General features: G+C 52.2%; 17 protein-coding genes and 1 tRNA gene. 1 reads left to right on the top strand and 17 read right to left on the bottom strand.

Annotated features, from left to right (window positions below; genetic code table 11):
* Positions 1 to 65 precede the first annotated feature (65 nt).
* From rnr to GN107_RS00465, 10 genes are all read right to left on the bottom strand, one after another.
* Entirely contained in the window at positions 66 to 2,477 is a 2,412-nt protein-coding gene (rnr, locus tag GN107_RS00510; RefSeq protein ID WP_155286180.1) for a ribonuclease R, read from the bottom strand.
* Positions 2,478 to 2,693: 216 nt separating this feature from the next.
* Positions 2,694 to 3,422: an alpha/beta hydrolase gene (locus GN107_RS00505; RefSeq protein ID WP_155286181.1), complete on the bottom strand. Its 729-nt coding sequence runs from the start codon at positions 3,420 to 3,422 to the stop codon at positions 2,694 to 2,696.
* Between the two features lie 64 nt (positions 3,423 to 3,486).
* Complete coding sequence (gene secG / locus GN107_RS00500; RefSeq protein ID WP_155286182.1) at positions 3,487 to 3,723, bottom strand: preprotein translocase subunit SecG; 237 nt, start codon at positions 3,721 to 3,723, stop codon at positions 3,487 to 3,489.
* Positions 3,724 to 3,830: 107 nt separating this feature from the next.
* Positions 3,831 to 5,324: a ClC family H(+)/Cl(-) exchange transporter gene (locus GN107_RS00495; protein WP_155286288.1), complete on the bottom strand. Its 1,494-nt coding sequence runs from the start codon at positions 5,322 to 5,324 to the stop codon at positions 3,831 to 3,833.
* A gap of 157 nt (positions 5,325 to 5,481) precedes the next feature.
* Positions 5,482 to 6,789, bottom strand: a complete 1,308-nt coding sequence (eno, locus tag GN107_RS00490) for a phosphopyruvate hydratase (protein ID WP_155286183.1) — start codon at positions 6,787 to 6,789, stop codon at positions 5,482 to 5,484.
* Between the two features lie 152 nt (positions 6,790 to 6,941).
* Complete coding sequence (tpiA, locus tag GN107_RS00485; protein WP_155286184.1) at positions 6,942 to 7,697, bottom strand: triose-phosphate isomerase; 756 nt, start codon at positions 7,695 to 7,697, stop codon at positions 6,942 to 6,944.
* A 175-nt stretch (positions 7,698 to 7,872) separates the two neighbouring features.
* Positions 7,873 to 9,063, bottom strand: a complete 1,191-nt coding sequence (locus GN107_RS00480; protein WP_155286185.1) for a phosphoglycerate kinase — start codon at positions 9,061 to 9,063, stop codon at positions 7,873 to 7,875.
* 101 nt (positions 9,064 to 9,164) lie between these two features.
* Positions 9,165 to 10,190 carry a type I glyceraldehyde-3-phosphate dehydrogenase gene (gene gap, locus GN107_RS00475; protein WP_155286186.1) on the bottom strand — a complete coding sequence of 342 codons (1,026 nt, stop codon included), beginning with the start codon at positions 10,188 to 10,190 and terminating at the stop codon, positions 9,165 to 9,167.
* Between the two features lie 43 nt (positions 10,191 to 10,233).
* On the bottom strand, positions 10,234 to 11,277 hold the full coding sequence (locus GN107_RS00470) for a sugar-binding transcriptional regulator (RefSeq protein WP_155286187.1): 1,044 nt from the start codon (positions 11,275 to 11,277) through the stop codon (positions 10,234 to 10,236).
* 566 nt (positions 11,278 to 11,843) lie between these two features.
* Positions 11,844 to 11,915: transfer RNA gene (locus GN107_RS00465), tRNA-Arg, on the bottom strand.
* A 336-nt stretch (positions 11,916 to 12,251) separates the two neighbouring features.
* On the opposite strand from GN107_RS00465, the gene clpP reads away from it, so the two are divergent.
* Complete coding sequence (gene clpP, locus GN107_RS00460; protein ID WP_155286188.1) at positions 12,252 to 12,836, top strand: ATP-dependent Clp endopeptidase proteolytic subunit ClpP; 585 nt, start codon at positions 12,252 to 12,254, stop codon at positions 12,834 to 12,836.
* 82 nt (positions 12,837 to 12,918) lie between these two features.
* Here clpP and whiA read toward each other — a convergent pair whose 3' ends face one another.
* The 7 genes from whiA to uvrB all read right to left on the bottom strand — a co-directional run bounded on the left by whiA (position 12,919) and on the right by uvrB (position 22,114).
* A complete protein-coding gene (gene whiA / locus GN107_RS00455) occupies positions 12,919 to 13,863 on the bottom strand; it encodes a DNA-binding protein WhiA (RefSeq protein WP_155286189.1) in 945 nt (314 codons plus the stop codon).
* Positions 13,864 to 14,892 carry a gluconeogenesis morphogenetic factor MgfK gene (gene mgfK, locus GN107_RS00450; protein WP_155286190.1) on the bottom strand — a complete coding sequence of 343 codons (1,029 nt, stop codon included), beginning with the start codon at positions 14,890 to 14,892 and terminating at the stop codon, positions 13,864 to 13,866.
* Positions 14,889 to 15,782 (bottom strand): RNase adapter RapZ, encoded by an 894-nt coding sequence (gene rapZ / locus GN107_RS00445; RefSeq protein ID WP_269057677.1) that lies wholly within the window; start codon positions 15,780 to 15,782, stop codon positions 14,889 to 14,891. The genes mgfK and rapZ overlap by 4 nt, the downstream gene beginning before the upstream one ends.
* Before the next feature lie 50 nt (positions 15,783 to 15,832).
* Positions 15,833 to 16,312: a ComE operon protein 2 gene (locus tag GN107_RS00440; protein ID WP_155286191.1), complete on the bottom strand. Its 480-nt coding sequence runs from the start codon at positions 16,310 to 16,312 to the stop codon at positions 15,833 to 15,835.
* A 305-nt stretch (positions 16,313 to 16,617) separates the two neighbouring features.
* Positions 16,618 to 17,157, bottom strand: coding sequence for an HdeD family acid-resistance protein (locus tag GN107_RS00435; protein WP_155286192.1), 540 nt, complete (start codon positions 17,155 to 17,157; stop codon positions 16,618 to 16,620).
* A 41-nt stretch (positions 17,158 to 17,198) separates the two neighbouring features.
* On the bottom strand, positions 17,199 to 20,051 hold the full coding sequence (uvrA, locus tag GN107_RS00430; protein ID WP_155286193.1) for an excinuclease ABC subunit UvrA: 2,853 nt from the start codon (positions 20,049 to 20,051) through the stop codon (positions 17,199 to 17,201).
* Positions 20,052 to 20,110: 59 nt separating this feature from the next.
* Positions 20,111 to 22,114: an excinuclease ABC subunit UvrB gene (gene uvrB, locus GN107_RS00425; protein WP_155286194.1), complete on the bottom strand. Its 2,004-nt coding sequence runs from the start codon at positions 22,112 to 22,114 to the stop codon at positions 20,111 to 20,113.
* Positions 22,115 to 22,303: the final 189 nt, after the last annotated feature.

Raw genomic sequence — 22,303 nt, 5'->3', positions numbered from 1 at the left:
GACCAGGCATTTGTCCCGGAGCCTGTTAATCCTCACCTTCTAACCGCTTGGCTCCGCTCTGTATATTACTTGCGCTTTTCCCTTAGCTGCCGCTTAGGTCCGTGCTGATTGTTCTTGCCCTGACCGGCTGGACGGGCGCCCCACTTCTTCGCTAGAGCGTCGAGGTTGCTGCCACCCTTCTTTGCTGGCTTGCCGGCACCACCGTGCGTACCACGCCGGTTGTTATTGAAGTTCCCGCCGCGGCGTGCTGGCCGCACTGGTGCTTCGGACTTCAGATCACTAACGTCAAAGGTTGCGGTTGGCACTGGCTCGCCTTCAATCAACTTGAAGTCGATCTGGCGCTGGTCAACGTCAACGTTCTCAAGGTGCACGCGAATCGGCTGCCCGATCCGGTACATTTTGTGCGTCCGGCCGCCGACTAATGCCATCTGCTTTTCAACAAACTGGTAGTAGTCATCGTCCATGGTTGAGATGTGCACCAAACCCTCAACGGTGTTCGGCAACTCAACGAACATCCCGAAGCTGAGCACGGAGCTGACAACGGCATCGAAGTCCTGCCCAACCTTGTCAGCCATGTATTCGGCCTTCTTGAGATCGTCAACGGCCCGTTCAGCGTCAACACTCCGCCGTTCAGCAGCTGATGTTGCCACAGCGATGTCAGGTAGCGCGTTACGCCACTTTTCCTTGACCGCTTCGCCAGTACCTTGCTGGGCGTATGTCCGGATGAGCCGGTGCGCAACGAGGTCAGGGTAACGGCGAATTGGGGAAGTGAAATGACTGTAATACTTCGCTGCCAAACCAAAGTGGCCGAGTGGATCTGGTGAGTACCGCGCCTGCTTCAGACTCCGCAGCAGCTTAACATTGACCATGGCCTCTTCTGGCGTCCCGGCAACGTCCGTAACGACTTGCTGGAGCATCTTCGGCGTGATGTCCTTATCCTTTTCGGTCTGAACGTGGATCCCGAATGTGGCCAAGAACTCGATGAATTCGTGGATGGAATCGGCATCTGGCGTTTCGTGGACCCGGTAGAGGAATGGCAGGTGCTTGTCGTAGTAATGCTTAGCAACAGTTTCGTTAGCCGCGAGCATCATGCTTTCGATCATCCGCTCGGAAGTGCCCCGTTCGCGCAGGACAATATCGATTGGGTGGCCGTCGTCATCAACGATGATCTGGGCTTCGTTCTCTTCAAAATCAATGGCCCCACGCGCATGCCGCATTTTGTACATTACTTCATGCAGCTTAGCCATCTGCTGCAGCATTGGCAGCAGGTCCTGCCGGTCGCCTAGTGCACTGGCATCCCCGTCAAGCGCCTTGTTGACGTTGTTGTAAGTGAGCCGGCCGTGGGAACGAATGACGGACTGGAAAATCTCGTGGTTCAAAACGTGCCCGTGTTCGTCAATTTCCATCTCACAAGACATTGCCAGGCGGTCAACATCAGGATTCAATGAGCAAATCCCGTTAGAAAGCCGGAATGGCAGCATTGGGATCACCCGGTCCGTCAGGTAGGTTGACGTGCCGCGTTCATATGCTTCGTCGTCCAAAGGCGTGCCTGGGGTGACGTAGTAAGAAACATCAGCAATGTGCACACCTAGACGCCAGTGGCCATTTGGCAAGACGGTCAGACCGACCGCATCGTCAAAGTCCTTGGAATCATCCCCGTCAATGGTGACGACGACTTCATCGGTGATGTCGCGACGGCCTTTACGGTCAGCTTCGGTGACGTGGTCCGGAATCTGTGCTGCCTGTTCGATGACTTCATCTGGGAACTCGGCCTTGATGTGGTTTTGGTACACGATGGACATTGTGTCCACACCGGGGTCGTTCTTGTTCCCAAGGTCACTAACGAGCATCCCCTGCATACTGTCAGGGTGCGTCCGGTCAGGGAAGGACGTAACTTCAACGGTCACCATGTCGCCCTGCTGCGGCAGCATGCCGGTGTCCTTGACGTAGATTGGGTACTTGGCCATCTTCTTCTCGTGGCTGCTGACAGTCCCAATGCAGCCGGTGCGAATCGCATCCGCATCAGACAGTGGGGTGTATTCCCCAACCATACTGGTGGATTTACGTTCGCGGATCTCAACGACTTCCCCATCAGCACCGCGGGAATCACCCGGCTTCATTGGGTGCAGAATTTTGATTCCGACCGTATCGCCATCGAGCGCAAAGTGCGTGTTTGGTGGCGCGATGAACACGTCTGGATCCGTGGAATCGGTAACGGCAACGAAACCGAAGCCCTTATCGTTAGCCCGGAAAGTCCCCTCGACCAGCTCATTCTTAGGGCCAAAATCGTATAACTGCCTGTCATTCTTATGAATCATGTTGTCGGCTTCGAGGCCGTCAAGGGCATCCAAAAGCACGGGCAAATCCGCGTGTTGCAAGTGGAGCGCCTTGCTAATCGAAGTGGCAGAGTAACTAACATTGTAATTGCGCCTGAATAACGAGAGTAACTCGTTGCGCATATGACCGACTGTGGTCATTGAAGCACCTCTTTCTATAAATAGCCGAATCAAGGTGCCCGCCAATTATCAGCTTAGCGTGGTTAGGTCAACCACTCTGCAATTAGAGCTGGCTGACCTAACCGTGCTAATTAATACAGCGGTTGTGGCACCTGATTCTTGATATTCAACAATTGTAATTCAGCTTCCATTTTACCTTATCGCGGTAAACATGGCTTGCGGATTTGGGACTGTAACTTAATTGACTCCAGCCAAAAAGCTGCAGATGTCATCTTCCATCTGCTCATGAACAGGATCAACGGTCAAAATGTGGTCGGCGTGCGGGTACCAGTGAAAATCAACGCTGGCGTTGACCAAGCCGGCGCGTGTCCGCTTGGCGGTCTGACAATCGATCACCGAGTCGGCGCCACCTTGCGCGATGAAAACAGGCTTGCGCACCGTATCAATTTTGGCCGCCACGCCCCGCGCAAAATCACGAATGGCCGCATTCTGCTGGTCGATTGCTGGCTGCAGCGCCATCCGGTCCGTCTGCGCACCGGTAAAGTGCTGCACGTAATCGAAATAACGCTGGACCGTCCGCGTAAAGAAGGGCGAGCCGTCCATGATTGGCGAGGCCATGACCCCACCCGCCACGACAGCCGGCAGCTCCTCAATCGCCCGCATGGCCAGGATCCCGCCCAGTGACAGGCCAAACACCGCCACGTGGGCGTAGGAGCGGTGCATGCGGCGCACTGCAGCTTGGGTATCGACCCACCAATCTTGGGGATTGCCACCTAGCAACGGGCCACCGAAACTACGGTCGTGGTGGCCGCGCAGAATCGGTGCGTAAACACCGTAACCAGCAGCGTTTAGCGCCGGGGCCAGAAACTTCATGTCCCGACTACTACCAGTAAATGAATGGAGCAGCACGACGCCAAGATTCTTGTTCGTGCCGACGAGCTCTTCAGCTTGGGGAATTCGCATCATGATGTGCCTCCTGCAGTTCACAAGTGAACAAAAAATCCCCCTGCCCTTGCAGGAGGATCCGCCTTTAGTGAGATGACAGGTACATCAGTGCAATTGACAGGCCGAAAAAAGCAACCCCCAGCACGACGGTAACTTTCTCCATGAACGCTTCGAACCCTCGGGACTTGGACTTACCAAACAGGTCAGTCGCACCACCGGAGAGGGCGCTCAAGGCATCTTGTTGTTTACTTGGTTGCATCAGAACTGCAATCACGATTAAGATCGAATCTAAGATAAGCAGGTTTGTGAGTAATGACTGCACGTTGAATTCCTCCATACTGTGAGCGGAGTAAGTGATCAGTACTCGCCCGTCTCCGCAAAAAAATTACTATCACTAGAGTAACACAATCGGCTTACTCTTGCATAGCCTTAGTCGTCCGCTGACGTGTCCGTTGTGCTTCTTTCGATGTGCGCCCGGACCCGGTGTTGCGCGCTACCGTCAGTCATGACGATCAGGGTGTCGCCCGCCCGGATCACTGTGTCGCCGTGCGGGATCCGGGCTTCCTCACCGCGCCGGATTTCGACCAGCAGGCTGTCTTTTGGCCAGCGGTAATCCCGCACCTGCGCTCCGTCTAAGCTTGCACCGGCAAAGACCGGCAGCTCAAACCGCACGGGCTGGTGCAAACGGCCCAATTGCTGCGGCAAGACCAAACGGCTGAGCAAGGCTTCGTAAATCGGTGCCCCACCCATTAGGTCCGTCACGGTGAACGCGGTCAAGGAGACCAGCGCGAGCGGCAATAGCTGGTGCAGTGACCCCACCATTTCGGTGATCAGCAGAATCGCCGTGAACGGCGCCTTCCCAATGCCGGCGAAATAACCCGCCATCGCGAAGATAATGAAGTTGATGATGTACTCGTGTGGCAACAGCCCAATCTGGTTCATTCCCACCGCGTACGCGGCCCCGATCACAGCCCCTAAAGACAGGATGGGGAGGAAAATCCCCCCGGGCAAGCCACTACCATACGACAGCGTTGAGAAAATAAAGCGCATGATAAACAGCGCTACTAACGGCCAAAAGCCAGGAATGTGCGCCCCGAAATTCAGAATAATGCTGTTCCCACCGCCGAGAATCCACGGTAAAGCTAGGCCAAGCGGAATCACCAGGAGCAAAGGAATCACCCCTTGGTAGGCCCGCGGGATATGCGTATAACTGTACAGCTTCGGCATAATCAAGGTAACTTTGCTGTACAGCATCCCCAGCACGCCCAACACGATCCCCAGCAAAATGAAGTGCCAGTACATGTACAGCGGCATGTTGTGCACGTAATGCAGGTGCAGCACCGGCCGCATCCCGAAGAAGCCAACCGAGACAACGTCCGCCGCCACAGCACTAGCAAGACTGGTCATCCAGACAAGCGGACTGAAGTTGTGGTACACCTCTTCCAGAACAAACATCGTCCCGGCAATTGGTGCGTTGAACGCAGCCGACAACCCGGAGGCGGCCCCAGCAGCAATCAGCACCCGCCGGCTAGAACCCTCCTGCTTTGTGACTTCAGCCCAGCCTTGACCAACTGCAGAACCGAGTTGAATCGACGGTCCTTCGCGACCAAGGAATAAGCCACTACCAATACCCAAAATTCCGGTGATAAACTTCCGCCAGAGGATGCGCCACCAGTTGAACTCCATGTCGCCGCGCAACTGGCCCTCAATCTGGGGGATCCCGGAACCACTGATGTTGGGCTCCTGGGTGAGCATCCGGCCAATAAATGCCGCGGCCAGCAGACTGCAGACAACAATTGCCAGCACGATTGCTGGCGTCGGGTGTGCATATAGATATTTCATTAAGTCCAGCAGGCGCTCGATTGCGAGCCGGAACACGGCAACGATAAAGCCACCAATTGCCCCGACGCCGAGTCCGGCCATTATGTAACTAAAGCGTGTATGATCACTACGCGTAGTTTTTTTCAAGATTGCTATTCTACCTCACTCAATTACTTCTATTTCAGTATAGCATGGCTCGGAGCACAAAAAAGCCGCCAACATAATGTTGGCGGCTTCTTCGTGGCAATCAACTACTAGTTTAGAAGTTGAACTTCTTAACGTTGTAGAATGACTTGCGGCCCTTGTACTGGGCTGCAGTGCCGAGCTGGTCTTCAATCCGCATAAGCTGGTTGTACTTAGCGATACGGTCGGTACGGCTCATTGAACCAGTCTTAATCTGACCGGCGTTGGTAGCAACAACCAAGTCAGCAATCGTGGTGTCTTCAGTTTCACCGGAACGGTGGGAAACAACAGCTGTGAAGCCGGCTTCCTTGGCCATTTCGATAGCTTCGAAGGTTTCGGTAAGGGTACCAATCTGGTTAAGCTTAATCAGAATGGAGTTGGAAACGCCCATGTCGATACCCTTCTGCAGGTAGTCAGTGTTGGTAACGAACAAGTCATCACCGACGATCTGAACCTTGTCACCAATCTTCTTGGTGATCTTCTGCCAGTCTTCCCAGTTGTTTTCGTCGATAGGGTCTTCAACGGAAACGATTGGGTACTTGTTGATCAGGCTGTCAATGTAGTCGATGAATTCGTCAGTTGTGTAAACCTTGTCTGGGTTGCTCCAACGAAGAACGTAACCGTTCTTGTCGCCATCCCAAAGTTCGGAAGATGCAACGTCGAATGCAAGCGCGATGTCAACACCAGGCTTGTAGCCGGCCTTCTTGATAGCTTCAACAAGGATTTCGAAGGCTTCTTCGTTGTCCTTAAGGTTAGGAGCAAAGCCACCTTCATCACCAACAGAAGTGATGTCGCCCTTGGCCTTCAGGAGTGCCTGAAGTGCGTGGAAGGTTTCGGAACCCATGCGGATAGCTTCGTGAACGCTCTTAGCGCCAATAGGCATGATCATGAATTCCTGGAAGTCGATCGTGTTGGTTGAGTGTGCACCACCATTGATAACGTTCATCATTGGTGTTGGGAGCACGTGACCGTTAGGACCGCCAAGGTATTCGTACAGTGGCAGGCCAAGTTCGTCAGCAGCTGCACGGGCAGCAGCGAGTGAAACACCAAGAATGGCGTTAGCACCCATCTTGCCCTTGTTAGGAGTACCATCAAGCTCGATCATGGTCTGGTCGATGAGGCGCTGGTCAGTAACGTCAAGACCAATAACAGCCTTTGAAAGCTTGTCGTTAACGTTAGCAACGGCCTTCAGAACGCCCTTGCCGCCGAAGCGAGACTTGTCACCGTCACGGAGCTCAACAGCTTCGTGCTCACCGGTGGAAGCACCTGAAGGAACAAGTGCACGGCCGAAACCGCCATCCTCGGTGTACATTTCAACTTCAACAGTAGGGTTGCCACGTGAGTCAAGAACTTCACGAGCAAAGACATCAGTAATGATAGACATTGTGTGATTTTCTCCTTTTGTAATTGTGTGAATTACGCCATTAATGGGATAAGTAAAAGCGTCTTCCCGAGTACTATCATACCAAATTGACGAGCAAAATGATAAGAATATCGGGAAAGAACTAGCCTTTTGTCACCCGTTTTCGGAAAATATTAGTCCTGGTAGTTAGCCAGAGCGATGAAGCTGTCAGGAACGAGGGATGCACCGCCGACGAGACCGCCATCGATGTCTTCCTTGCTCATGAGTTCCTTAACGTTAGCAGGCTTTACGGAACCACCGTACTGGATGCGAACGTTAGCAGCCGTCTGGTCGTTGTAAAGGGAAGCAACGGTCTTACGGATGTGTGCGCACATTTCTTCAGCCTGGTCAGCAGAGGCAGTCTTGCCAGTACCGATAGCCCAGATTGGTTCGTATGCAAGCACAGTCTTGGATACCTGTTCAGCACTCAGGCCTTCAAGAGCAGCCTTGATCTGACCAGCAACCCAGCTCTCAGCTTCGCCGGCTTCACGCTGTTCAAGAGTTTCACCACAGCAGATGATTGGGAGCATGTTGTTCTTGAAGATGGCCTTGGCCTTCTTGTTGATGTCCTCATCGGTTTCCTTGAAGTACTGACGACGTTCGGAGTGGCCGATAACAACGTAGCTAACGCCCATTTCGGAAAGAGCCTTAGGACTGGTTTCACCAGTGAAAGCACCTTCGTCTTCGAAGTAAGCATTCTCGGCAGCAGCCTTGAGTGGTTCGCCTTCAGCAGCAGTAAGCAAAGCATCGAGGTCGATTGCAGGAGCAGCAATCACGGTCTCAACCTTGGAGGCATCTGGGAGCTTGCCCTTGATAGCGTCAACGAAGTCCTTTGTTTCCTTAGGGTTCTTGTTGAGCTTCCAGTTACCAGCAATAATTGGGGTACGCATTATATGAAAACTTCCTTTCAAAATCATCCCGGTTTCCCGGTTTGTTTGTCGTAAGTCACCCGTGGTCGCGAGGACCAATCGGGACTAACGGACATGCACGCAAGCAAGCTTCCGTGCATGTCAACTCGTCAGCCCCTATTGTTTAGGAGTGACTCGCTGAATCAGGCAGCCGTAATTACTTGTTGCTGATTGCGGCGATACCTGGCAGTTCCTTACCTTCAAGGTATTCAAGACTAGCACCACCACCAGTGGAGATGTGGGTGATCTTGTCAGCAATACCAAGTTCAATAGCAGCGGCTGTAGAGTCACCACCACCGATGATTGTAGCAGCATCGGTCAGTTCGCCCATGGCCTTACCAACTTCGTAAGTACCCTTGGCGTAGTTGCTCATTTCGAACACACCCATAGGTCCGTTCCAAACAACAGTCTTGGCACCCTTGAGTGTCTGCTTGAAGAGCTCGATGGACTTCTCACCAATATCAAGAGCCATGTAGCCATCAGGAATGTCGCCTTCAACGGTCTTGTGAGGAGCATCGTTGTTGAATTCAGTTGCAACAACGTTATCAATAGGCAGAACCAGCTTGTCGCCAGCTTCGTCCATGATCTGCTTAGCAAGGTCGATCTTGTCCTTTTCAACCATTGAGTTACCGATTGAAAGGCCCTTAGCTGCGTAGAAGGTGTAGGTCATCCCACCACCGACGATGATCTTGTCGGCCTTAGGAATCAGGTTGGAGATAACACCAATTTTGTCAGAAACCTTCGCACCACCAAGAATGGCAACGAATGGGTGCTTAGGGTGCTCAACAGCATCCCCAAGGAACTTGATTTCCTTTTCCATCAGGAAGCCGGCAGCCGTCTGCTTCATGTTGGAAGCAATCCCAACGTTTGAAGCGTGCTTACGGTGTGCGGTACCAAAGGCATCGTTGACGAACAGGTCGCCAAGGCTTGCCCAGTACTTGCCGAGTTCAGGATCGTTACCGGATTCCTTCTTGCCATCGAGATCCTCGAAACGAGTGTTCTCCATAACAAGAACGTCGCCGTCCTGCATCTTAGCAATTGCATCTTCGAGTTCCTTACCACGAGTAGCAGGAACGAAGGTTACAGGCTTGCCGAGCAGTTCGGAAAGGTGTTCTGCAACTGGACGGAGACTCAGCTTAGCTTTGTCTTCTTCAGTCTTAACACGGCCCAAGTGGGAAAGCAGGATAGCCTTACCACCATTTTCAATAACGTACTTGATTGTAGGCAATGCTGCAACAACACGGTTGTCGTTGCCAATAACGCCGTCTTTGATAGGAACATTGAAGTCCACACGAATGAGAACCTTCTTGTCCTTAACATCGAGGTCAGAAACAATGAGTTTTGCCACGAATAAATCCTCCTTAGATAATGCAAAAGAGGGAGGGGAGCAAGCCCCCTCCCCCTTTCGGCAGTTCGGTTTTAAATTGTTTCGCTAGATGCGACTAGTAATTAGTCAGCAAGCTTTGCGAATGCAAGCAGAGTGCGAACCATCTGGCAAGTGAAACCGTATTCGTTGTCGTACCAAGCAACGGTCTTAACAAGCTGGTAGTCGCCGGAAGTTGTAACTTCGGTCTGTGTAGGGTCGAAGATAGAACCATAAGTTGTACCAACAACATCGGAAGAAACGATTTCGTCAGCGTTGTAGCCGAAGCTTTCGTTACCTTCAGTTGCCTTCTTGAGGGTTTCGTTGACTTCGTCAGCCGTAACCTTCTTGTTAAGGATTGAAACAAGTTCGGTAAGTGAACCATCAGGAACAGAAACACGCTGTGCGTGACCCTGAAGCTTACCAACAAGTTCTGGGATTACAAGGCCGATAGCCTTAGCAGCACCTGTTGAGTGAGGGATAGTGTTGTAAGCAGCTGAACGAGCAGCGCGCTTGTTACCACCGCGAACAGGGGCATCCAGAAGCTTCTGTGTACCAGTGTATGCGTGAACAGTGGTCATGGTACCAACTTCGATACCGAATGCCTTGTTCAGGAAGTATGCCATTGGTGCAAGGCAGTTGGTTGTGCAAGAACCAGCGGAAACAATGCGGTCGTCAGCTGTAAGGCTGTCGTGGTTAACATTGTAAACGATGGTCTTGATCTTACCAGCAGGTGCTGAAATCAGGACACGCTTTGCACCAGCGTTGATGTGAGCTTGTGCCTTTTCTTCAGAGGTGTAGAAGCCGGTGCATTCGAGAACGTAGTCAACGCCGTCGTTCTTAACCCAAGGAATGTTGTTTGCGTCTGGTTCAGCGTAAACAGGGTATTCCTTACCATCAACAATGATGGAGTGGTCTGTAGCACTAACTTCACCAGGGAATGTGCCGTGAGTTGAGTCGTACTTGAGCAGGTGTGCGAGCATTGCTGGTGTGGTCAAATCGTTGATCGCAACAACTTCAATGTCGCTGGACTTTGCACCAAGTTCGTGAATCCGACGGAAAGCCAAACGGCCAATACGGCCGAAACCGTTGATACCAATCTTAACAGTCATGCTAAAATTTCCTCCTTTAGGAAAGTGAAAAAATGAGAAATTATTATTTTAACGGGTTAACCCCGGTTAAAATCGTATTTGCTGCCCCCGCGTCTGTAATCAGCCACGTGTTCTTCGGGGCATGTTGCATGTACGCCTGAATTGCTGAGGCCTTACTGCGGCCCCCTGCAATTGCAAAGACGAACGGAATCTCATCAAGGTTCCTAATCGTCAGACCGATTTTCGGAATCTTGTAAACTATTTTGCCACTCGCATCAAAGAAAGTTCCAAATGCCTCAGCAACGGCTTGTTGTTTCTGTAACATGTTCTGAATCTCAGCATCCATGTTCCGTCGCCGTGCCATGACAAGCGCTTCCCCTACACTATGAATCACCACGGAAGCATTGTCAATAAGCTGTAATACTTCCTTAACGGCAGGCTCCTTGAGTAGTGGCGCATAAGTCTCTGAGCTAACATTCTCCGGAATGTAAAGGACCTTGTAACTGCCCCCAGTTGACTCGGCCATTGCCGCGGCAACTGAATTCGCTTGAATGTCGACCGTTTCTCCGACGCCGCCCCGTGCGGGGACAAACATCAGGTCCCGGCCAGTGGAAAGTTGGTAATTCATCTGCTGTGCGGCCCGAGCAAGAGTGGTGCCACCCATTACCGCAACGGTTTGTTTGCCAAGCGGTAAGAGTAGCTGCATGGTTCGAGCAAGTGTCCGGCCCATGTCGTCCAAGACTCGGCTGCTTTGATCCGCATCGCCCGAAACAATCAGACAATGCTCAATGCCAAGCTTACTTGCAAGCATCTTCTCATCGGTGCGAATGCCCAACAGTTGGTTCATGAAGTCGTCCATACTGGCAAAAACCTCACGTCCATGCCGCGTCATTACGACACCGCTTCTTGAACTCTCAAGTAACCCTTGACGCCGCAGAAAATCAATTTCCGTGCGCAACGTCCGTTCAGATGTATGCATCTGGTCGGCGAGCGATCGCCGGCCAACTGGTTCCATCCAATTAACGTATTGAAGGATCTGGTAACGTTTGGTCGCCACAGCCAGCATGTCCGGCGCGATAGACTCGATCCAGGCAAACTCGGATTGCATTAGCTCATTCCTTCTCACTGGGACGCTTTGCGACCAACAGGTGCGCAAAGCGACCCGTCAGTTCCAAAAAAATTAAGGAATCACGTTGTTTGACGCTCTCCTTACCAACAAGGTTCATTATAGCAACGTGCCCTACCCGGTGCAAGCGCAGTGACCCGGATATCACGGAAAAGGCGCATTTAATTCGGGTTTTTGGAATAATTGGCGCGAGCGTTCACAGAACATTCGTAAATTGCACCCTTTATTGGGGAATTGATGGCGATGTGTTCGTAAAGTAATTCGGGCCGTATCTAATTGGTGTCTCATATTAGCATCTTTTGTAAGCGAAAAAGCCAAACCAATGTTCAATTTTGAACTTGATCAAGCTGCTAAGTTTATTCATACCCTTGATTATCATTTACAGCATACGCATGGCCAAGCAAAGAGCTATACAGACAAGCACAATCTGGAGAAAAGACCACGGAAACAAAACGCGGCACAGTAATTCACCAAAACTGTTCTTCAAAAAGAGTAAAAAAATAGCGCCTGTATCAGACGCCACACCACGTTGTTCGCTGGATTTATGCTGCGCAGCCCGGGAGTCGAACCCGGATTTCGAGAACCGGAATCTCACGTGCGATCCATTACACTAACCGCGCAAAAGTACTTAACTATAATACCCAAGGCCCTGGCAAAAAGCAAGCAGTTATGACAGATATTCGTAGTTTAAAGTGAATTAAGTCACACATTAGGGGACAGCCACCCCCATCCGTCGCATTGAGAAGGACCACGAAGCACTGTATACTATGGAAAACAGCGCGCGTGAATCTCTGCATGCACACTGTTGCTACACCAAAAGTCGCATTAATGCTAAATCGAAGGAAAAAAGTGCCTAAACATTTGACCTTCTTTGACGTTTGGTGTACTCTTGGCACTGTATCCAAGCGAGTGCTAAACACCCGCGCTTAATTTTAAACCAATTAGGAGGCACACAAATGCTAGTACCTACAGTTATTGAACAGACTAGTCGCGGTGAACGCTCATACGACATCTACTCCCGTCTGCTGAAAGACCGCATCATCATGCTGTCCGGCGAGATCAACGACCAGGTGGCCAACTCCATCATTGCTCAGCTGCTCTTCCTAGACGCACAAGATTCCGGTAAGGACATCTACCTTTACATCAACTCACCAGGTGGCGTTATTACTTCTGGTCTGGCAATCCTCGATACGATGAACCTCATCAAGTCCGATGTTCAGACCATTGCAATCGGGATGGCTGCCTCCATGGCCAGTGTCCTGCTCGCATGTGGGACTAAGGGCAAACGCTTCGCCCTTCCTAACTCCGAAGTCCTGATTCACCAGCCACTTGGCGGTGCACAAGGCCAAGCAACCGAAATCGAAATTGCGGCTCAGCAAATTGGTAAGGCCCGCGAAAAGCTCACCAAGATGCTCGCTGATGCTTCCGGCCAGCCAATCGAGAAGGTTACTGCGGACACTGAACGTGACCACTACATGACTGCTCAAGAAGCCAAGGATTACGGCCTGATTGACGACATTCTGACCAACAAGAAAGACTAATTACTAAACGTATCCGTTCCGCAAAATAGCGGCGCACCCGTCAAGGTGTGCCGCTATTTTTGTGTCTTGAATGACTGGATGATCAGGCACTAATTCCCCGCGCTTGATCGGCTAGTTCATTGATTTTGCGTAGCCGGTGGTTGACGCCCGATTTAGAAATTGGTCCGCCAGCGACCAGCTTGCCGAGTTCCGTTAGTGAAACTTCGGGGTTGGCAACACGCGCCTCCGCAATGTCTTGCAGCCGCTGGGGCAGCTTATCCAAGCCGCCGTGACTTTGCAGGTAATTGATACTCTCAATCTGCTTCTGCGCCGCGTCGACGGTCTTGCTCATGTTGGCGGTCTCGCAGTTAACCAAACGGTTCACGGAGTTGCGCATATCCCGCATGATGCGAATGTCTTCGAACTTGAGCATCGCACTGGTGGCGCCAATCACGTTCAAAAAGTCGGAAATTTTTTCCGCTTCCTTCAGGTACACGATCATGCCACTGCGCCGCGGCACGGTCCGCGCGTTCAAATCAAAATGATTCATCATCTGCAGGATCCCCTCATTGTGGTTTTCATACAGTGAGTAGATTTCCAGGTGGTAACGACTGGTTTCCGGATTGTTGATCGACCCACCGGCGAGGAACGCACCGCGCAAATACGAGCGCATCCGTTGCGGTTCACTGAGAATTTTGTCCGCAACAGCCGTGTTGATACTCAGGCCCATCGGATCGAGTATTTCCAGATCCTGCAGCATCGGCTTCACGCCCCGGCTCAGGCGCACAACGTATTGGTTGTTCTTCTTGAGCTTCATCTTGCGCCGCACGATTAGCTTGGCATCATACTCGTACAGCTGCTTCATCAGCGAATACAAACGGCGCGCAATGGCTGGATTCTCGGTTTGGACATCAAGTCCCAGTTGGTGGTTAACAATGGTCAAAGTCCCGTTCATGCGAATCAAAGCGGATAGCTCTGCCTTCGCGTGTTCGGGGTGCACTTCAAGCTGCGTCAGCTCTTTTTTGACTTGGCTGGCAAAACTGGCCATTTAATCCCTTCCCTTCTTCAGGTGTGACTGGAAGGCGAGGTTTAAAATCTCTCGCGCCACCTTGTCACCGTCATGGAACACACCGCCATCGCGCAATTTCAGGAAGTCAGACGAAATCACTCGGCAACCCATCTCCCGCAGCCCCTTGTAATCGCTACGGACGGGCTTGGAAATCTCAACGTACTTCTTCTCGTCCAGATAACCATCTGGAACTGGCGCAATGTTCACGAGCACGGTGTCAACAAAATTCTCGTGCATGTGGCGGTTGAGTACGCGCACGTGATCAGCATCCGTAAAGTTATCGGTCTCACCCTTCTGCGTCATGATATTGGTGATGTAGATGACCTCGGCCTGTGTTTTAAGCACCGCCTCACCCAAATTCTTGATCATGAGGTTGGGCAAAATGCTGGTGAACAGGCTCCCCGGTCCGAGCACGACCACATCTGCGTCCATGATTGCCTTAACGACTTCCGGTTCGGCCTCAGGTTCGCCCTGATTATCGCTCCGGGAAACCGACACGTGCTGAATCCGTTTACCCGCGGCGGTAATCTCCGCCTCACCGGAAATTTTGCTGCCGTCCGTAAATTCGGCATTCAAGGTCAGCGGCGTGTTACAAGCCGGATAAACGTGCCCATCGACCTGCATCATCGAGCTCAGCTCCTGCACGGCGGCGAACACCCCACCGCGCATCTCAGTCAGCGCGGCAATAATGAGGTTACCAATCGCATGACCCGCAAAGAAAGAATCCGTGCTTTCAAAACGATACTGGAAGATGTCGCGCTGCACCCGCGGCATATCCGACAACGCAACGAGGACATTGCGGATGTCACCAGGCGGCACAACGTTGATGTAATCACGAATGGCACCACTCGAACCGCCATCGTCGGCAACGGTAACGACCGCGGTCACGTTAGCGTTCTGATCGTGCAGGTTCTTAACTACGACCGGCAGCCCGGTACCCCCGCCAATAACGACGACTTTTGGCCGGCGCCCGCGGATGACCCGAATGATTCTGTGATCAGCTGTCATGAGCGGTTCACCGTCTCTTTCCTCTTATCCATATCCCGATGCGTCACATCGACTGGATACTCATCCTTGAAACTAGCCCCGATGCGCTCCGCAAAAGCCACACTGCGGTGCTGCCCGCCCGTGCAGCCAATCGCAATCGTCAAGCTAGTCTTGCCTTCTTTGATGTACTCAGGCATGATTTCATGCAAGAGCTGGTCGTATTGCTTGAAAAAGCTCTCGGCAAGCGGATTTTTCATGACGTAATCGTACACGTCGGGATCCGTCCCATTTTTCTCCTTCAACTCAGGGACGTAGTAAGGATTCGGCAAGAACCGCACGTCCATCACAATATCTGCGTCCAGAGGTAAACCATATTTAAAGCCAAAACTCATGACTTCGAGGTGGAACACCGGCCGCCGCTTGTTCTTGAAGCTGGCAAATAGTTCCTCCCGTAGTTCCCGCGGTGACAAGTTGGTCGTGTCAATGATGACTTCCGCGTGGTTCCGGAGTGGCCGCAACAATTCGCGTTCCTTGGTGATGCCGTCCATCAGCCGGCCCTCCATCGCTAAGGGGTGGGCGCGCCGGGTTTCCTTGTAACGGGACACAAGCTCCGTGTCCGTCGCATCCAGGAACAGCACGCGAGCGTTAACGTCCTCGCTGTTTTCCAAGCCGTTCAGAATATCAACAATCTGATCGTAAAAGGCCCGACTGCGCAGATCCACAACCAGTGCGACTTTTTTTATTGTGCCGGCCTTAGTCAGTAATTCCCAGAATTTAGGAATCAGTGCTGGCGGCATGTTGTCGATGCAAAAGTAGCCGAGGTCCTCAAAAGCCTGGACGGCAACAGTTTTACCGGCACCAGACATCCCCGAAATGATTACTAATTCGACTGTGTTTTCTGTTTCTTGCACACGATCGCCCCTTCTCTTCCCAACAGTATAGCATGCCGGGCGTGTCTTTCCTAATCTTCTACGTAATCGAGGAGGTGGCTCCGCTGCACACTATCCTTAGTGAGGTGGATGTTGGTTACCTGCACGTTTTTCAGCTTCAACAAGCGCAGTGCGTACGGATCATTATTGTAGTTGCGCAGGTAGTAGATGTGCTTGATGCCGGCCTGCAGGAGCATTTTGGTGCACTGCAAGCAAGGAAAATCGGTCACGTAAACACTCGCACCGTCCGTTGAAACGCCGAACTTAGCGCATTGCAAAACTGCATTCATTTCGGCGTGAATCGTCCGGACGCAGTGCCCATCAACTACGTAACAATCACTATCGATGCAGTGCTCATCCCCGGAGACCGAACCGTTATAGCCCCCCGCAATGACTCGCTTGTCGCGCACTAGTAGCGCCCCAACTGACAACCGTTTGCAGGTACTGCGGGCAGCGAGGAGCACCGCCTGCACCATGAAGTAGTGGTCCCAATCTAATCGTTCATCTGGCATTGTTAGTTCCTCCATTCGTGCACTTACATTTTGTCCCCATTATACGCTTACATAACCTGACCTAACGCTATTGGTCACAAGTCGAGCTACGCGGGGCAGCCTCTTGAACTTTTGCAGCTTGCTGCCATTAGTTCAAAGGACAGCGTAGCGAACCCTGCGCTTTGCACACTCCGGAAGTAATGCCAAAACCCGGCATTTCTTCCGGAGTACGCAAATGCTCAGCTTCTGTGCGCCCCGCTTCGCTCTGTAAAAAAAGGGCCCGGACAGAATCCGGACCCCACAGTTAGTTCAAGTTAAAATTAAAATTAAATGCTCCGCGCAAAGGCGATCACAATGGCATTGATGCCAAAGAGGACCAGATAAATCGCAACGAGCATCGCGAAGGAGACCGCGGCCACGACCGGCTGCATCAACAGCAAAATGGCTAGCAGCAACGTCAGGATATCCAAAGCAAGCGAAATCACGAACCACAGCGTGCTCATGCGGCGCAAGTGGCCGACATTGACCAGGTTGGCCACTGAGTCGATGACAAACCAGATGGCAAAGAGAATCGAAACCCCCATGATGCCAGCGGGAACATTAAAGAGAAACAGCAACCCGAGCAGCACGTCAATAATTCCTGACAGGAGCAGGACCCAAGACATGTGCGGAGTGTACGCCCGCATTTTGAAGAAACTGGCAATCGCGGTGATTCCCCGGATGATGGCAATCGCGCCAAACATCAAGGCCAAGGTCACAAGCCCGGCACCCGGATGGATGAACAGGAAAATGCCCGCAATGACAAACAACACGCCGGTAAATAATTCGCGCCAATCAAAGCCCCAACGTTTACGTGAAAAGTACATGGCTTTAGCCTCCTAGCAACTTTTTACCAATTCTACCACGTCTAGCGTTTACGTGCCGCGGCGCGATCCTCGTCTCGCTTCATGATTGGGCCGAGGTACTGACCGGTATAGCTATCCGCACACTTAGCAATTGTTTCTGGCGTACCAGTAGCAACGACCTGACCGCCACCGTCACCGCCATCTGGCCCCAAGTCGATCAGCCAATCGGCGCACTTGATCACATCCAGGTTGTGCTCGATAACGAGGACGGTGTTACCCTCATCAACCAGCCGCTGCAGTACGCCGAGTAGCCGGCCAATGTCATCCGTGTGTAGACCAGTGGTTGGTTCGTCAAGAATATAGAAGTTCTTGCCGGTGCTCTTCTTTTGCAGCTCACTAGCAAGCTTCATGCGCTGTGCCTCACCACCGGAGAGCGTGGTTGCGGACTGACCCAAGGTGACGTAGCCCAGACCAACATCAACGATTGTTTGTAGCTTGCGGGCAATCTTTGGAATTGGTGCGAATAGCTGCACAGCCTCGTTGACGGTCATGTTCAAAATTTCAGAGATGTTCTTACCCTTGTAGGTGACCTCTAGTGTCTCGGAATTGTATCGCGAACCGTGGCAAACCTCACAAGGCACGTAAACGTCAGGCAGGAAGTTCATCTCAATTTTGATGATCCCGTCGCCCTTACAGTTCTCACAACGCCCACCTTTGACGTTGAAACTGAAGCGGCCCTTCTTGTAGCCCCGGAGCTTCGCTTCCGTGGTCTGCGCGAACAAGCCGCGAATGTCATCGAATACACCCGTATAGGTGGCCGGATTACTACGCGGCGTCCGCCCAATCGGGGATTGGTCTACATCAACAATTTTTTCCAATTTTTCCCAACCAGAAATGGAACTATACTTCCCAGGCTTTTCTGAGTTGTGATTCAACTTCTGCTTGAGCGCGCGCTTCAAAATTGAGTTCACGAGCGTTGACTTGCCAGAACCGGAAACACCGGTCACCCCGATGAACTTGCCCAGAGGAAAATCAACGCTGATGTTCTTCAGGTTGTTCTCACGGGCACCGGTAACGCGGATCACTTCGCCATTACCAGCACGCCGTTCGGTCGGCACTGGAATGAATTTGCGCCCAGAAAGGTACTTCCCGGTCAGCGACTTACGGCTGTGCATGACCTGCTTAGGCGTTCCGGCGGCCATGACTTCACCACCGTGCTCACCAGCGCCAGGCCCGATATCGATCAGGTAATCCGCCGCGAGCATCGTGTCCTCATCGTGTTCAACGATTACCAAGGTGTTGCCGAGGTCCCGCATCTTTTTCAGCGATGAGATCAGCCGGTTATTGTCGCGCTGGTGCAAACCAATCGATGGTTCATCCAGTACGTAGAGCACGCCGGAGAGATTGGAGCCAATTTGCGTTGCCAAGCGAATTCGTTGGGCTTCACCACCGGAAAGCGTCCCCGCACTCCGGGACAAGGTCAGGTAATCCAAGCCAACATTAATCAGGAAGGTCAGGCGATCAACGACTTCCTTCACGATTGGCTGGGCAATGGTCTTGTTTTGCTCACTGAGTTTGAGTTGCTTGAAAAACGGCAGGCCGTCCTTGATGGCAAAATCACTAACTTCGGCGATATCTTTACCGTCAACCTTAACGGCGAGGGCCTGCGGGTTCAGCCGCTTACCGTGGCAAGCTGGGCAGGTCAATGCGGTCATGTATAGCCGCATCTGGCCACGGGTGAAGTCACTGTTGGTGTCGCGGTAGCGGCGCTCAACGTTAGGCATGACCCCTTCAAACTCAACGTCTAGATCCCGCACCCCACCGAAATCATTCTCATAGTGGAAATGGAAAGTCCGACTGCCGGCGCCGTGCAGAACCGTACCCTGATCCTCCTTGCTGAGCTTGTTAAATGGCACGTCCATAGGAATGCCAAACGCCGTGCAAGCCTGTTCGAGCAGTGCCGGGTAGTACTGGGAACTGATTGGGTTCCATGGTGCCAGCGCACCCTGCTTCAGGGTAAGCGTTGGGTCGGGCACGACCAAATCAACGTCAACGTTCAACTTGCTGCCTAGGCCGTCACAAACTGGGCAGGCACCAAATGGGGCGTTGAACGAAAACAGCCGGGGTTCGAGTTCGCCGACTGAGAAGCCACAAATTGGGCAAGCATAATGCTCTGAAAAGACAAGTGGGTCGCCCCCGATGACATCCACAGTGGCGTAGCCTTCAGATAGCCGCAATGCTGCCTCAAAGGAATCGAACAGACGGGACCGTACTTCGGGCTTCACCACGATCCGGTCAATGACGATGTCGATGTCATGGAACTTGTTCTTATCGACCTCGTAATCAGGGTTCACGTCGACGACTTCGCCATCAACGCGCATCCGGACGTAACCTTCCCGCTGAATTTTGGCAAAAACCTTTTTGTGCTCACCTTTGCGGTGGCGAATAATCGGACTCAGCAGTTGCAGCCTGGTGCCTGCTGGCAGTTCCAAAACTCTATTGACCATCTGTTCAACGGATTGGCTCACAATTGGCGTGCCGTCGTTCGGGCAAATTGGTGTCCCGACCCGGGCCCAGAGCAGCCGCAAGTAATCATTGATCTCGGTGACAGTCCCCACGGTACTCCGTGGGTTCTTCGAGGTCGTCTTCTGATCGATCGAAATGGCTGGTGATAAACCGTCAATTGAATCAACGTCTGGCTTGTCCATTTGCCCCAAAAACTGACGGGCGTATGCAGATAAGCTCTCAACGTAACGCCGCTGCCCCTCAGCGTAGAGCGTGTCGAAGGCTAGTGAGCTCTTGCCCGACCCAGACAGACCGGTAACGACCACCATCTTGTTGCGCGGAATCGTTACGTCAATATTTTTTAAGTTGTGGCTACGTGCGCCGTGGATCTCGATTTTATCAGTTGCCATTTAATAATCCTCAATTTATTTAATAATCACGTGGTGACCAAAACGCCAGCTAAGACAAGCTAAGCTTCTAGCTCTAGAATCGTGTCGCGCAGGTTCGCCGCCTGCTCGAAGTCCAGCTTCTTGGCGGCCGCCTGCATCTGTTCGCGCAAGTTCTTGACCAGTTCCTTCTTCTCGTCCTTGGTCATGTCGGCCATGTCAACCTCAGCGAATGTCTTCTTGGCATCGTCGTCCTTGTCGTTCTTGTTAATATTCGAGATATTGTCCCGGATTGGCTTGATGATGGTCTTCGGCGTGATGCCATGGTCTTCATTGAACTTTTCCTGAATCTGCCGACGCCGTTTGGTTTCGTCGATCGCCCCCTGCATGGATTCGGTCACCGAATCAGCATACATGATGACGTGCCCATGTTCGTTCCGGCTCGCGCGCCCGATAGTTTGGATGAGTGACCGCTCCGCACGCAGAAAACCTTCTTTGTCGGCATCCAGAATCGCAATCAGCGAGACTTCGGGCACGTCAATGCCTTCCCGCAGCAAGTTGATTCCGACTAAGACGTCAAATTTACCCAGCCGCAAATCTCTAATGATCTGCGTCCGTTCCAACGTTTTGATGTCTGAGTGCAGGTACTTGACCTTAATGCCTAGTTCCTTCAGGTAATCCGTCAAGTCTTCGGCCATCTTCTTGGTTAAAGTCGTGACAAAAACTCGCTCCTTGTTAGCGGTCCGCTTGTTGATTTCCTCAACCAAGTCGTCAATTTGGCCCATGATCGGCCGCACCTCAATCGTTGGATCGAGCAAGCCAGTTGGGCGAATGATCTGTTCAGCAACGTCCTTCTTCGGGACCCGGTCCATTTCGTAGGGCCCAGGGGTCGCGGAAACGTACAAAATGCGCTTGACGTGCTGCTCAAATTCCTCCAGCTTTAGCGGCCGGTTATCCAGCGCACTCGGCAAGCGGAAGCCATAGTCGATCAGCACCTGTTTCCGTGCCCGGTCGCCGTTGTACATCGCCCGCAGCTGTGGCATCGTGACGTGACTTTCATCGACCATGATGTTGAAGTCCTTGGGGAAAAAGTCCAGCAGCGTGTATGGCGGTTCGCCAGGTTTGCGGCCGTCCATGTGCCGCGAATAGTTCTCAACCCCACTGGTGTAGCCCATCTCGCGCAGCATTTCAATATCGTAATTAGTCCGCTGCTCCAAACGCTGGGCCTCTAGCAATTTGTCGTCAGCCCGCAGCTCCTTGAGTCGGGCATCCAGTTCATCACTAATTCCCTGAATGGCAACGTCCATCTGGTCATCGTTGGTCATGAAGTGAGTGGCTGGGAAAATCGCAACGTGGTCAAGCGTGCCGAGCACCTCACCGGTTAATGCATCCACCTCGGTGATCCGGTCGATTTCGTCGCCGAAGAACTCGACTCTGATTGCGTGCTCAGAACCACTGGCTGGGAAAATTTCAACAACATCTCCCCGCACCCGGAAGCGGCCCCGCTGAAAATCAATATCATTGCGATCGTACTGAATGTCAACGAGTGAGCGCAACAAGCTGTTGCGGTCCATCTCCATCCCTGGGCGCAAGGAAATCAAGTGGTCAAAATATTCCTTTGGGTTCCCTAACCCGAAGATACTGGATACGGAGGCGACCACAATCACATCACTACGCGTGAGCAGCGCACTGGTTGCTGCGTGCCGTAATTGGTCAATCTCGTCGTTGATTGCCGAATCTTTTTCGATATAGGTGTCGGAGCTCGGAACATAAGCTTCTGGCTGGTAGTAATCGTAGTAAGAAACAAAGTACTCAACCGCATTGTGCGGAAAGAACTGTTTGAATTCCCCGTACAGCTGCCCCGCCAAGGTTTTGTTATGCGACAAAATCAGGGTCGGTTTATTGAGCTGTGCAATCACGTTACTCATCGTGAAGGTTTTGCCGGTCCCGGTCGCACCAAGCAAAATCTGCTCCTTCTCACCAGCTTTGAAACCGTCAACCAACTGTTTGATTGCTTGCGGCTGGTCCCCAGCCGGTTTGTATGGTGAGACCAATTCAAAAGGCCGTTGTTCACGTGTGTCTGCCATTTTCGTTCCTCCAATCCGCGTCACCGGATATCAATAGGGCTGAAACCATAATTTCAGCCCGCCAAGCAGCCAGTGCCGTACTTTATTATCTGCTAGTAGTCTACCATAGCGAACACACTTTCGCCACAGAGCGTAAACACAGAGCGGAGCGGGACGGTTTGAAGCTGAGCATTTGCGTACTCCTGCAGC

Source organism: Lacticaseibacillus zhaodongensis (genome assembly GCF_009687905.1).
Lineage (GTDB): Bacteria > Bacillota > Bacilli > Lactobacillales > Lactobacillaceae > Lacticaseibacillus > Lacticaseibacillus zhaodongensis.
The sequence above is the reverse complement of the archived record's forward strand: the minus strand, read 5'-3'. Positions and strand labels throughout refer to the sequence as shown.